This window comes from Caballeronia sp. INML1, from assembly GCF_023631085.1.
In the GTDB taxonomy this organism is placed as follows: domain Bacteria; phylum Pseudomonadota; class Gammaproteobacteria; order Burkholderiales; family Burkholderiaceae; genus Caballeronia; species Caballeronia turbans.
Genome location: NZ_JALQDT010000038.1, coordinates 39,423 through 51,588 on the forward strand (window position 1 = coordinate 39,423; position 12,166 = coordinate 51,588).

11 protein-coding genes and 1 pseudogene are annotated in these 12,166 nt (G+C 64.7%); all 12 read right to left on the reverse strand.

Going from position 1 to position 12,166, the window contains the following annotated elements:
- Positions 1 to 4 precede the first annotated feature (4 nt).
- On the reverse strand, positions 5 to 760 hold the full coding sequence (gene ugpQ / locus NCR38_RS12185; RefSeq protein ID WP_061120196.1) for a glycerophosphodiester phosphodiesterase: 756 nt from the start codon (positions 758 to 760) through the stop codon (positions 5 to 7).
- A gap of 14 nt (positions 761 to 774) precedes the next feature.
- On the reverse strand, positions 775 to 1,860 hold the full coding sequence (locus NCR38_RS12190; protein WP_250477157.1) for a sn-glycerol-3-phosphate import ATP-binding protein UgpC: 1,086 nt from the start codon (positions 1,858 to 1,860) through the stop codon (positions 775 to 777).
- Between the two features lie 16 nt (positions 1,861 to 1,876).
- Positions 1,877 to 2,722 carry a sn-glycerol-3-phosphate ABC transporter permease UgpE gene (ugpE, locus tag NCR38_RS12195; RefSeq protein WP_061120198.1) on the reverse strand — a complete coding sequence of 282 codons (846 nt, stop codon included), beginning with the start codon at positions 2,720 to 2,722 and terminating at the stop codon, positions 1,877 to 1,879.
- Positions 2,719 to 3,603, reverse strand: coding sequence for a sn-glycerol-3-phosphate ABC transporter permease UgpA (gene ugpA, locus NCR38_RS12200; RefSeq protein WP_061120199.1), 885 nt, complete (start codon positions 3,601 to 3,603; stop codon positions 2,719 to 2,721). The genes ugpE and ugpA overlap by 4 nt, the downstream gene beginning before the upstream one ends.
- 51 nt (positions 3,604 to 3,654) lie before the next feature.
- Positions 3,655 to 4,980, reverse strand: coding sequence for a sn-glycerol-3-phosphate ABC transporter substrate-binding protein UgpB (gene ugpB / locus NCR38_RS12205; protein ID WP_061120200.1), 1,326 nt, complete (start codon positions 4,978 to 4,980; stop codon positions 3,655 to 3,657).
- 43 nt (positions 4,981 to 5,023) lie between these two features.
- Entirely contained in the window at positions 5,024 to 6,244 is a 1,221-nt protein-coding gene (locus tag NCR38_RS12210) for a deoxyguanosinetriphosphate triphosphohydrolase (protein WP_061120201.1), read from the reverse strand.
- 44 nt (positions 6,245 to 6,288) lie between these two features.
- Positions 6,289 to 7,386, reverse strand: coding sequence for a 3-dehydroquinate synthase (gene aroB / locus NCR38_RS12215; protein ID WP_250477158.1), 1,098 nt, complete (start codon positions 7,384 to 7,386; stop codon positions 6,289 to 6,291).
- A complete protein-coding gene (locus tag NCR38_RS12220) occupies positions 7,386 to 7,937 on the reverse strand; it encodes a shikimate kinase (protein ID WP_061120203.1) in 552 nt (183 codons plus the stop codon). The genes aroB and NCR38_RS12220 overlap by 1 nt, the downstream gene beginning before the upstream one ends.
- A gap of 92 nt (positions 7,938 to 8,029) precedes the next feature.
- Positions 8,030 to 9,468, reverse strand: a pseudogene (locus tag NCR38_RS12225) (type IV pilus secretin PilQ).
- 65 nt (positions 9,469 to 9,533) lie between these two features.
- A complete protein-coding gene (gene pilO, locus NCR38_RS12230) occupies positions 9,534 to 10,403 on the reverse strand; it encodes a type 4a pilus biogenesis protein PilO (RefSeq protein WP_250477159.1) in 870 nt (289 codons plus the stop codon).
- Complete coding sequence (locus NCR38_RS12235; RefSeq protein ID WP_250477160.1) at positions 10,400 to 11,083, reverse strand: PilN domain-containing protein; 684 nt, start codon at positions 11,081 to 11,083, stop codon at positions 10,400 to 10,402. The genes pilO and NCR38_RS12235 overlap by 4 nt, the downstream gene beginning before the upstream one ends.
- Positions 11,080 to 12,081, reverse strand: a complete 1,002-nt coding sequence (gene pilM, locus NCR38_RS12240; protein WP_250477161.1) for a type IV pilus biogenesis protein PilM — start codon at positions 12,079 to 12,081, stop codon at positions 11,080 to 11,082. The genes NCR38_RS12235 and pilM overlap by 4 nt, the downstream gene beginning before the upstream one ends.
- Positions 12,082 to 12,166: the final 85 nt, after the last annotated feature.

The window sequence follows — 12,166 nt, forward strand, 5'->3', positions numbered from 1 at the left end:
CGCTTCAATCGGCCGACGTTTCCAGAAAATCCGCGCCAATGATGTCGATGCGGTCTGTGCAGATCGCATCGACTCCCCATTGCGCAAGCAGGCGCGCGCGCGCCGGCTCGTTCACTGTATAAGCGAGGATGCGCAAGCCTGCATCCTTGATTTCCGTGACGAGCGTCTCGTCGAGTGCGCGATGATTCACATGCAGCGACACGCACGACAGCGCCGCCGTCTGCGCGCGCCAGTTCTCCGGAACATGTTCGTACAGCATGCCCCGAGGAAGATTCGGCGCGACATCGCGCGCGGCTTCGAGCGCCGCATATGAAAACGATGACAACAGCGGCGCGGGTTCGGCATCCGCCCATAACCGCGCTGCCTCGCGTGCGACGAGCACGCCTGTTTCCACGTCCCGCCCCTGACTCGGCTTGATCTCGATGTTCACCGCAAGCCCATGTTTCGCGCATCGTTCGTGCACTTGCGCAAGCGTCGGCATGCGCGCGTTGGCGAACTCCGCACTGAACCAGGTGCCCGCATCGAGCGCGCGCAGTTCTGCGTAAGACATCGCTTTCGCCGCGCCGCGCCCGTTCGACGTGCGGTCTACCGCGTCGTCGTGCAGCAGGAAGACGACATCGTCAGCGGAGAGCTTCGCGTCGAATTCGATCATCTTGTGACCGAAGCGCGCGCCCACGTCGATCGCTTCGAGCGTGTTCTCCGGCGCGAGCTTGCCGCCGCCCCGATGCGCGACGATCGCGGGATAGGGCCAGGTTCTCATCGCATATGCTCCATTCAATTGGCGCGCAGTCCCGCCGCCGCATCGAAGAAATGCAGATGCCGCGCGGGCAACGACACCCTCAGCCGCTCGCCGCGCTGCGGACGATGTTCATGCGGCAAGCGCGCCGCCACGTCGTGCTTGCCCCACTTGCCGTGCGCGAGATTGTCCGCGCCGAGCAGTTCGGCCGAATCGACGTCGAGCGTCGCGCCCGGCGCGTCGTGGTTGCCGGGCGTCATGTGCTCCGGACGAATGCCGACGATCCACTCGCGCCCATACATTGCGCTTGTCACGCTGCTCGCGCCCGCGACCGGCAGCTTCGGCCCGTCGCCCGCAACATCGAAGGTCGATCCGTCTTCGGACAGACGGCCTTCGAGCAGATTCATCGCCGGCGAGCCGATGAAGCTCGCGACGAATACCGTTGCCGGACGCTCGTACACGTCGGTCGGGGCGCCGATCTGTTCAGCGTGCCCCTTGTTCATGACGATGACGCGCTGCGCGAGCGTCATGGCTTCGATCTGATCGTGCGTGACGTACAGGCTCGTGGTCGCGAGGCGCGCGTGCAGCCGTTGAATCTCGAGACGCATCTGCACGCGCAGTTTCGCGTCGAGATTCGAAAGCGGTTCGTCGAAGAGAAACACCGCCGGTTCGCGCACGATCGCACGACCCATCGCGACGCGTTGCCGCTGACCGCCCGACAGTTCACGCGGCTTGCGCGCGAGCAAATGTTCGAGCTCCAGGATGCGCGCCGCATTGGCCACGCGCGATTCGATGGTCTTTCTGTCCGCGCCGCCGATCTTCAGCGCATACGCCATATTCTGCGCGACGCTCATGTGCGGATAAAGTGCGTAATTCTGAAAGACCATCGCAATATCGCGATCCTTCGGCTCCAGCTTGTTCACGACTTTGCCGCCGATCTCGATCGTGCCGTGCGACACGCTTTCGAGTCCCGCGACCATGCGCAGCAGCGTCGATTTTCCGCAGCCGGACGGGCCGACCATCACGACGAACTCGCCATCGTCCACGGCTACGTCGATGCCGTGCAGCACGTAGTTGGAGCCGTCGTACGTTTTCTTTACGCCTTTGAGATTCAATGCGGCCATCGATCAGCCTTCTCCGTTATTTCTCTGAGTCCACGAGTCCGCGCACGAACCAGCGCTGCATCGTCAGGACGACCGCGAGCGGCGGCAGCATCGCGAGCAGCGTCGCTGCCATCACGAGGTGCCATTCGGTCGCGGTATCGCCCGACGCGATCATGCTCTTGATGCCGACCACCGCCGTCTGCAGCGACACCTCGTTGGTGATGAGAATCGGCCAGAGATACTGATTCCAGCCGTAGATGAACGTAATGACGAAGAGCGCCGCGATGTTGGTCTTCGACAGCGGCAGCACGACGTCCCAGAAGAAGCGCAGCGAACCCGCGCCGTCGATGCGCGCCGCTTCCATCAGTTCGTCGGGCAGCGTCATGAAGAACTGGCGGAAGAGAAACGTCGCCGTCGCGGATGCGATCAGCGGCAGCGTCAAGCCCGCATACGTGTTCGACAGATGCATCGACGAGACGACTTGCACCGTCGGAAAGATGCGCACTTCGACCGGCAGCATCAGCGTGATGAAGATGAGCCAGAAGGCGAGGTTCTTCATCGGAAAGCGGAAGAAGACGATCGCGTACGCGGAGACGATCGACACCGCGATCTTGCCGATCGAAATCACGAGCGCCATCACGAGGCTGTTCATCAACATGAGACCGAACGGCGCCGCCGCATTGCCGCTGCCGTGCGTCCAGATGTGCGCGACGTTCTCGAAGAGATGCGTGCTCGGAACGAGCGAAAGCGGCACGCTGAACACTTCGTTCGAGTTCATCGTGGCCGCGCAGAACGCGACGTACACCGGAAACACGATCAGCGCGACGCCGAGCAACAGCACGGCGTGACAGAAGATATCGAAGCCGCGACGGTTTTCGATCATGAATATTGCACCCTGCGTTCGACGAAGCGGAACTGGATGACGGTCAACGCGACGACGATCACCATCAGCACGACCGATTGCGCGCCCGAGCTGCCGATGTCGAGTCCCTGAAAGCCTTCCGCGAAAATCTTGTAGATGAGCGTCTTGGTCGATTGCGCGGGACCACCACCGGTAGCGGCATCGATGACCGGGAAGGTATCGAAGAACGCGTAGACCAGGTTCACGACGAGCAGGAAGAAAGACGTCGGCGACAGGAGCGGCAGCGCAATGCCGAAGAAGCGCCGCACGGGCCCGGCGCCATCGATGGCGGCGGCTTCGATCAGCGATTGCGGAATCGCCTGAAGGCCCGCATAGAAGAACAGGAAGTTGTAGCTGACCTGCTTCCACACCGACGCGAGCACGACGAGAAACATCGCCTGCGTGCCATTGAGCGCGTGGTTCCAGATGATGCCCTGCTTGGCGAGCGCATACGTCACGAGCCCGATGCTCGGGTTGAACAGGAACGACCACAGCACGGCGGCGATCGCGGGCGCGACCGCGTATGGCCAGATGAGCAGCGTCTGATACGCCTTCGCACCGCGCGTCACGCGATCGGCGCATGCGGCGAGCAGGAGCGAGATCACGAGGCCCGACACGGTGACGAGCGAGCAGAAGATCATCGTCGTGCTGAACGACGAGAGATAGAGCGGATCGGCGAACAACTGCCTGAAGTTCGCCAGCCCGACGAATTCGCTCGACGTGCCGAACGCGTCCTGACTCTGCGTGGCCTGCCAGAGCGCTTCGCCTGCCGGCCAGAGAAAGAACAGCGCGGTGATCGCGAGTTGCGGCGCGACGAGCAGATACGGCAGGACGCTCGTATCGAAACGAGACCGTTTTTCCATGCGTTGATGTCCCGAACGGAAGCGCCCGCGATGATCGCGGGCGCATGCGCTTTAGTTGCCGGTCTTCTCGAAGCGGCGCAGCAGCTCGTCGCCGCGCTGCACTGACGCGTCGAGCGCTTGTTGCGGCGTCTTCTTCTCAGCCCAGACCTGTTCCAGCTCTTCGTCGACGATCGTGCGGATCTGCGGCATGTTGCCCAGACGCAGCCCCTTCGTGTAAGGGAGCGGCGGCTTGTTCAGCATCTGCTTGATCGCGATGTCCGCGCCGGGGTTCTTGTCGTAAAAGCCCTGCTTCTGCGTGAGCTCGTATGCGGCCTGCGTGACCGGCAGATAGCCCGTGTCCTGATGCCACTTCCCGGCGACTTCCGGCGTCGAAAGATACGCGAGGAACTTCGCGACGCCCTTGTAGACGGCCGGGTCCTTGCCCGACAACACCCACAGGCTCGCGCCGCCGATGATCGCGTTCTGGGGCGCACCCTTTACGTTCGCGTCGTAGGGCATCATGCCCACGCCGTAGTCGAACTTCGCGAATTTCGCGATGGTCGCGCGCGAGCCCGACGAGTTCGTGATGATGCCGCAGTCGCCGCTATAGAACTTCGACACCGGCTCGTCCTTGCGGCCGACATACGTGAACGTGCCTTCCTTCGCCATGTTCTGCAGGAACTGGATATGCGCGACCTGCAGCGGCTTGTTGAATTCGAGCTTGGCGTCGAGGCCGTCGAAACCGTTGTTCTTCGTCGCGAACGGCGCGGCATGCCACGCGCTGTAATTCTCGAGCTGAATCCAGCTTTGCCAGCCCGACGAGTAACCGCACGAATAGCCGGCGGCCTTCAGCTTCTTCGCGTCGGCTTCGACATCGGCCCAGGTCTTCGGCGGCTGGTTCGGATCGAGACCGGCTTTCTTGAATGCGTCCTTGTTGTAATAGAGAACAGGCGTCGAGCTGTTGAACGGCATCGAGATCAGATGGCCGGTCTTCGCGTCGCTGTAGTAACCGGCGATGGTCGGCACGAACGCCTTTTCGTCGAGCGGCACGCCGGCCTGCTTGAAGACGTCGTAGACCGGGATGACTGCCTTCTTCGCCTGCATCATCGTCGCGGTGCCGACTTCGTAGACCTGCAGGATCGCGGGCGCGTTGCCGCTGCGATACGCCGCGATGCCCGCCGCGAGCGCCTGGTCATATGTGCCCTTGAACACGGGAACGATCTTGTAATCGCTCTGCGACTTGTTGAAGTCGTTGGCGATGTCGTTCACGCGCTCGCCGAGCGCGGCTTCCATCGCGTGCCAGAACTGGATTTCCGTCGCGGCGTGCGCTGCGGTGCTGGCGCCGAAGGCCAGAACGGCCGCGGCCGAGATCGTGCGGAACAAGGGCTTGCAGCTCATCGATGAGTCTCCTTTTGAGGATTCGCGCTTGAAACGCGCGATATTAGTTGTTGTCGATGACAAACAGGCGTTGATACTCTTTCAATGCATAGCGATCGGTCATGCCCGCGATGTAATGCGCGATGAGCCGCGCCTGCGAGCTGTCATGGCTCGATGAAGGCGCGTCGTTCGCGGATTCCTCCGTCACAGGCCCGCGTGCCTGATAGGCGGGCGGCAAGAGACGCGGATCGTCGGTGAAGGCTTCGAAAAGGCCCGTCACGACGCGCTTCGCCTTGTTGGCCATGCGCATCACGCGATAGTGGCGGTACAGGTTCTTGAAGAGAAAGCGCTTGAGTTGCGCCGCCTGCGCCGCGACTTCATCGCTGTGTGCGACGAGCGGCGGCGCATTGCGCACGGCGTCGAGCGATTGCGGCGCGACGCGTTCGAGGTTGCGGCCCGTCGCCTCGATCAGATCGACGATCAACGTGTTGATGATGCGGCGGATCGTTTCGTGGATGAGCCTGCGCCCTTCGATGTCCGGATAATCGGCCCGCGCCGCATCGTAATGCGTGTGCCACAGACTCACTTCGGAAAGCTGATCGAGCGTGATGAGGCCGGAGCGCAGGCCATCGTCCACATCGTGATTGTTGTAGGCGATTTCATCGGCGACATTCGCGATCTGCGCTTCGAGCGACGGCTGCTTTCCCGTGAGAAAGCGCTCGCCGAGTTCGCCGAGCTTGCGCGCGTTTTCGCGCGAGCAATGCTTGAGGATGCCTTCTCGCGTCTCGAAGCAGAGGTTCAGGCCGTTGAACGCGCCGTAATGCTCTTCGAGCTGATCGACCACTGCGAGGCTCTGCAGATTGTGCTCGAAGCCACCGTGATCGCGCATGCATTCGTGCAGCGCGTCTTGCCCGGCATGACCGAATGGCGTGTGGCCGAGATCGTGCGCGAGCGAGATGGCTTCGACCAGATCTTCGTTCAGCCTCAGGTTGCGCGCGACCGAACGCGCGATCTGCGCGACTTCGAGACTGTGCGTGAGGCGTGTACGGAACAGATCGCCTTCGTGATTGACGAAGACCTGCGTCTTGTATTCGAGTCTGCGAAATGCGGTCGAGTGCACGATGCGGTCGCGATCGCGCTGGAACTCGGTGCGCGCCGCAGGCGGCGTTTCGGCGAAGCGCCGCCCGCGCGATTGCGACGCGTGCGCGGCATACGGCGCGAGATGCGCTTCGAACGCGAGCGTCGGCGGCGTGCCCTGCGGAACTTGATCTTCTATGTCGCTCACCGGCTGCTCCGCATCGTCGTGGTTCTAGCCGCCGCTCGCGCGGATCAGACGCTGGCTGCGAGCGTCGCGCGCACGGCCTGATCGGGCGCGCTCGTGATCTCTGTCGCGCCGAAGCGGGTCAGCAGAATGAATTTGATCTCGCCAGCTTCGGCCTTCTTGTCGACCTTCATCAGATCGACGTAGCGGTCGTCGCCGAGCCGCGGCGCCGTGACCGGCAGCTTCGCCGCTTCGATCACACGCACGAGACGCTGACGCGCGGCTTCGTCGAGCTTGCCGAGGCGCACCGACAGATCCGCCGCCATCACCATGCCACAACCGACCGCCTCGCCATGCAGCCATTCGCCGTAGCCGAGCCCGGCTTCGATCGCATGGCCGAAGGTGTGGCCGAAATTGAGAATGGCGCGCTGGCCGCCTTCGCGCTCGTCGGACGCGACGACCGACGCCTTGATCTCGCACGAACGCTTGACCGCGTGCGCGAGCGCGTCGTCGTCGCGGCGATTGAGCGCGTCGATGTTGGCTTCGATCCATTCGAAAAACTCGGCGTCCTTGATGGCCGCGGTCTTGATGACTTCCGCGATGCCCGCCGCCAGTTCGCGCTCCGGCAAGGTGTGCAGCGCGCCGATATCCGCGATGACCGCCTGCGGCTGATAGAACGCGCCGATCATGTTCTTGCCGAGCGGATGATTGATGCCCGTCTTGCCGCCTACCGATGAATCGACTTGTGAAAGCAGCGTGGTCGGCACCTGGATGAACGGTACGCCGCGCATGTAGGACGCCGCCGCGAACCCGGTCATGTCGCCGACGACACCGCCGCCGAGCGCGATCAGCGTGGTCTTGCGATCGGCGCGTTCGGTGAGGAGCGCATCGAAGATCGTGTTGAGCGTTTCCCAGTTCTTGTGCGCTTCGCCGTCCGGCAGGACTACGGTAGTCACCTTCTTGCCGAGCGGTTCGAGCGCGGCGCGCAACCGTTCGCCGTAAAGCGGATCGATGGTGGAATTCGTGACGATCGCCACGGACGAACCCTTGATGTGCGGCGCGAAGAGTTCCGTGCGGCCGATCAGGCCCGCACCGATATGAATGGGATAGGCGCGCTCGCCCAGTTCGACGCTGACGGTGATCGTTGGGGTAATCATGGCGGACATTATGACTCAGCCGACTTGACGACGCCGGCGACCTCCAGTTGCATCAGGACCATATTGACGAGCGCGTTGACGGTCGGCCGCCCCGTTTCCACGACGAAATGCGCGCACTGCTGATACAGCGGATCGCGCACCTGAAAAAGCGCTTCGAGCTTGCCGCGCGGATCTTCGGTCTGCAGGAGCGGGCGATTCTTGTCGCGCCGCGTGCGTTGCCAGAGATCGTGCGGATTGGCGCGCAGATAAATGACGATGCCGCGATTCTTCAGATGTTCCCGATTCTCGGGCCGAAGCACCGCGCCGCCGCCGGTCGCGAGTACGATGCCGCTGCGCTGCGAAAGCTCATCGATGATGTTCGCCTCGCGCTGACGAAAACCCGCCTCGCCCTCGAGTTCCCAGATCACCGGGATGCGAGCGCCCGTACGCGCCTCGATCTCCAGATCCGAATCGATGAACGAGCGCTGCAGACGGCGCGCAACCGCGCGGCCCACGGTGGTTTTACCCGCCCCCATGAGTCCGACGAAAAAAATGTTCGCGTTCGCGTGCCCTTCCTGCAACCTGGATCCTTTTACAGTATCGAATTTCTTCGTGCGGCAGCTTAAGGGCAAACCGCCCGCTTTGTCGAGTCGCGCCGCCAGGGAGCTGGCGTTCAGCTGCTCGACGCGATCACACGCGGCGTAATCAATATGACGAGCTCGCTTTTCGACCTGCGCCGCGCGTCGTGACGGAACAGCCAGCCGATCACCGGCAGTTTCGAGAGTCCCGGCACGCCGGTCGTGTCGTCTCGCTCGTCATCGGAATAAATGCCGCCAATCGCCACCGTGCCGCCGTTTTCCACCTCCACGCGCGTCTGAACATGCTTGGTGTGGATGGCCGGCCCGTTCGCCGTCTGCTCGCCGAGACTGTCTTTCGTGATGTCGAGATCGAGAATGACGTGGCCGTGCGGCGTGATCTGCGGCTCAACCTCCAGTTTGAGCGTTGCGCGCCGAAACTGCACGCCCGACATGCCGTTGCCGACCTTCGCCTGATACGGCACGTCCACGCCCTGCTCGACGACGGATTTCATCCGGTCCGCCGTCACGACACGCGGACGCGAGACGATTTGTCCGCGCCCTTCCGCCTCAGCGCGCTCAGTTCGAGATTGAGCAGCCGGGTCGCCTGCGCGACGAACAACGTGAGCCCGGCGGTCGCCGCGTCGAAACCGTTGATCGGCCCCGCCGACAGATCGTATACCACACCCTCCTTGCCGCCCGCCAACCCGGTCGCGGGATCGTTCTGCGCCGCGACGCCCAGCTTGACGCCGAGATTGCGCGACAGCCCCGCCTCACCCTCCACGATCTTCGCTTCGATCATCACCTGCGGCGTCGGCTTGTCGATCAGGGCGATCAGCTCGGCGATCTGCTGCACGCGCGCGTCGAGGTCGGTGACGAAGAGCAGGTTCGTGCGCGCATCGGCGATGGCGGAGCCGCGCTTGGACAGCACGCGCTGACTGCCCGAGCCGGTCAGCATCTTGCGAAGGTCTTCCGCACGCGAATAGCGCAGCACGAACGTACGGCTCGCGAGCGGTTCGAGATCCGCGGCGCGCGCGTGCGCCTCGAAACGCAGCTTCTCGCGCGCGGCGAGTTCGGCGAGCGGCGCGACCCAGATCACGTTGCCGTGCTGCTCCATCGCGAGACCGTGGACTTCGAGGAGCGTGTCGAACGCACGGCGCCACGGAACAGCGACGAGATTCATCGACACCTGTCCGCGTACCTTTTCGCTCGCGACGATGTTCAGGCCCGTGAAGCGCGCAAAAGCGTGCAGCGCGGCGCTGAGGTCGGCGTTTTTCAGATCGAGCGTGATCGGCTTGCCGTCGTCGTTTCCGTCATGCTTTGCGCGGCTCAATCGTTCGAGTGCCGGCAAGGGCACCGGCGGGCCTTCAAGCGCGTCCCCCGCTTCGGCCGCGGGCTTCGCGGGCGCGGCAGCGTCGGCGTTCTGGACGACGGGCGCATCCGGTACGGGCTGATCGACAGGCTGTGCTTCGAACGATGCAGGCAACGGCGGCAACGGCGCGACGATCGAATCGGCGCTTTCGGCTGCAAGCGTCATGTGCGCGAACAGCATGAAGGCCGCGCCCGTTCCCGCGAACCTGCGTGAAAGCTTCGCGAATTGGCTCACTTGCGATCCTCCGCGAACGTCAGCTTGCGCGCGTTGCCGTCGGTACGAGCGAGTTCGATTGCACCCGGTATGACGCGCCCGATCCATTCGTCGCCGATCTTCTGCCCCGGCGTGAAGCCGACGACGTCGCGTCCGCTCTGCAAAAGCGCCATCGCACGACGGCGCCCGACGAACGTGCCCACGAGCAGCATGTCGCCGCCCTGCACCGCCGCGTCCGCATTGCTGAACGGATCGACGACGAACGCGTTGGCGCGTGAGGCCGCGGCGCGCGATATCGCCGGCAGCGTCTCGAACACGCGCAGCGTCGCTTCGAGGGCGAGCGTGCCCTGCTGTCGCCTGATCTGCACGCTTTCGGGCACGACGAGCCGAGGCAGGCCGGCGAGCGCTTCAAGGAAGCGTCGCATCTCCGGGAAGGTGCCGTCCGCGCGCAGTTTGAGCGCGCGCTCCGGAATCGGCTCACTCCGCTTCGGTTCGCCGCCCTTGACCGCTACAGGCTCGATATCGGCGACGCGCAAGCCGCTCTGTGTGGCCAGATCCGCGATGGCGCGCAACGCGTCGGCGGCGCTCCAGTGCTCCGGCTCCATACGACCCGACGCCGCCCGCGCCCGTAAGTCCGGCAGATCCGCAGCGATGCGCCCGGCGTCCTGCACTTTCGCCGACGTCGCCGCCCACGCGACGCGGCTCGCTTCGAGCGGGTTCGCGTCCACTGTCCGCCAGGCTCGCAGACCGAGCACGAAGACGAGCACACTCAATGCAATCGCGACGCACATGGTCCGGCGCCACGACCATTCGGCGAGCGGCTGCAGGATAGAGGGCGCACCGCGCGCACGCGTCTTCATAGCGAAGTTCATCGGAATCGTGCTCATGGACGGTTCTCCTGCGCGACGGGACGCGTGGCGGTCAATATCGGATGCGCCTGATGCAACGCGGCTTCATCGCGCGAATGATCCGGCGCGTAACGCACGAGCGCGACGAACTCGAAATGCGCGGAACGCTCTCCCCCGGGAGTCGATGCGCCACGCCTGGCCGGAGCCGCCGGCTCCGCGCGCCGCTTCATTTCGATCACTTCCACCGCCTGCACGCCGCGCACGCGTTCCAGCCGCTTGAGCCATTGCGCGGCCGACTGCGAATCGGGAGCGAGCGCGGCAAGCTCGACCTCGTTCGTTCGCTGCGACACGCGTTGAAGCGCGACACCGCGTTGCAAGGGCGCGTCGGCGAGGGCTTCGAGCAGTGCGAGGAAGCGCTCGCGCGGCAAGGCCAACGGCTGCGCAGCCTCACGCGCGCGCCGGCGGTCCGATTCCGCGCGAAGGAGCCGCGCATGTTCGTCGATCTGCGCGCCCGATGTGCGCAGCGACGCCTCCAGCGCCATGCGTCGCTCATCCAGACGGGCGCGCTCGAACGTATCCCAGCCGGCCACGGCGCCGACAGCCGCGCAGCCGGCCAGACTCATCGCGCCGAGCAGCGCAAGCCGCTGACGCCTCACTTCGCGGCGCTTTCGTGCGCGATACGGCAGAAGATTGAATCCATCGAGCATGGCGGCGCTCATTGCATCACCTCGCGCAAGGCCAGCCCGAACGCGGCCGCGAAGCGCGGCGAATGCCTGTGCGCAGCCGGGATGTCGGAGGCGCCGTTGCAGTACGGCGCGGCCTCGAAGGGCAGCGCGGGACAGCCGAAGGTCTTGCCCAGAACGGGGAGCGGAAGGCTCGCGTGCGTCATCAACTCGATCTGTCCGCCCACATAGATACAGTCGAGCGGCGCCTCCTGACCGGCGAGTTCGTGCAGCGCGTCGGCGATGCTCCGATGCTCCGGCGCCGGATATCGGACTTCGTTTTCGACTCCGCGCCTGCCGACGAGCCAGCCGTGCAACCCGGTGCTTTCCAGCCAGCAAACGAGATAGCGCGCGTCGGCGTCCAGTTCGACCGAACCGGCGTGGCGCATCGCGCGCAACGCGGCCGCCGCTTCGCCGTCGATGGCGGATAGCGCGATGCCCGCTTGCGCCGCCGTTTCGACGCGCGCCTCCACGTGCCGCCGCGCCGTGGCTGCGATCGCGACCTGCGCCTCGCCGTCCTCCCTGGCCTGCACGGACCCGTCCACGGCCAGCGCGCCGCGTTCGATTCCCGCCGCGCGCTCGGCTTCCACGAGCACGGCCGGTTCGAGCATGCCGCGCGGATCGCCGCCGATAGCGTCCGCGTGCTGCTCTTGGGTGTCGATCAGACGCGCGAGCGGAATCTGCATCGTGAGCGTCGCCGACGCGGGCAAGCCCATCGCGCAGCGCAGCGCCCGCCACGCGCCGCTTTCCGGCAGGCGCCCGATCGCCTCGCGCAACGCCGCGACGATAGCCGCGCGGTCGATGAAGTCGCCGTCGATCACCGCGCCGGACGGCAGCGCCACCGAATCCAGATGTTCGACGCACACCGCCGCGTTCGCTCGCAATCGCCTGCTCACGACCGCGAGCCGCACCGCGTCCTCGCCGACGTCGATCCCCGCCGCGTAGCGCCGCGTGATCGTCAGCATCGTGCCGCGCAGCGTGTTTTCCTTACTCATCAGCCACTCCTTCCATTCACTCGCGCACCGAACCGTTCGGCGCTCGACGTGGAAGGATTGTCGCGAGCGTGATCGGCGGCGAACA

Coding starts and splice junctions, on each gene's coding strand:
- NCR38_RS12190 (WP_250477157.1), bottom strand. CDS start 1,860: ATGGCCGCATTGAATCTCAAAGGCGTAAAGAAAACGTACGACGGCTCC.
- pilM (WP_250477161.1), bottom strand. CDS start 12,081: ATGAGTAAGGAAAACACGCTGCGCGGCACGATGCTGACGATCACGCGG.
- pilO (WP_250477159.1), bottom strand. CDS start 10,403: ATGAGCACGATTCCGATGAACTTCGCTATGAAGACGCGTGCGCGCGGT.
- NCR38_RS12235 (WP_250477160.1), bottom strand. CDS start 11,083: ATGAGCGCCGCCATGCTCGATGGATTCAATCTTCTGCCGTATCGCGCA.
- ugpB (WP_061120200.1), bottom strand. CDS start 4,980: ATGAGCTGCAAGCCCTTGTTCCGCACGATCTCGGCCGCGGCCGTTCTG.
- ugpQ (WP_061120196.1), bottom strand. CDS start 760: ATGAGAACCTGGCCCTATCCCGCGATCGTCGCGCATCGGGGCGGCGGC.
- ugpA (WP_061120199.1), bottom strand. CDS start 3,603: ATGGAAAAACGGTCTCGTTTCGATACGAGCGTCCTGCCGTATCTGCTC.
- aroB (WP_250477158.1), bottom strand. CDS start 7,386: ATGTCCGCCATGATTACCCCAACGATCACCGTCAGCGTCGAACTGGGC.
- ugpE (WP_061120198.1), bottom strand. CDS start 2,722: ATGATCGAAAACCGTCGCGGCTTCGATATCTTCTGTCACGCCGTGCTG.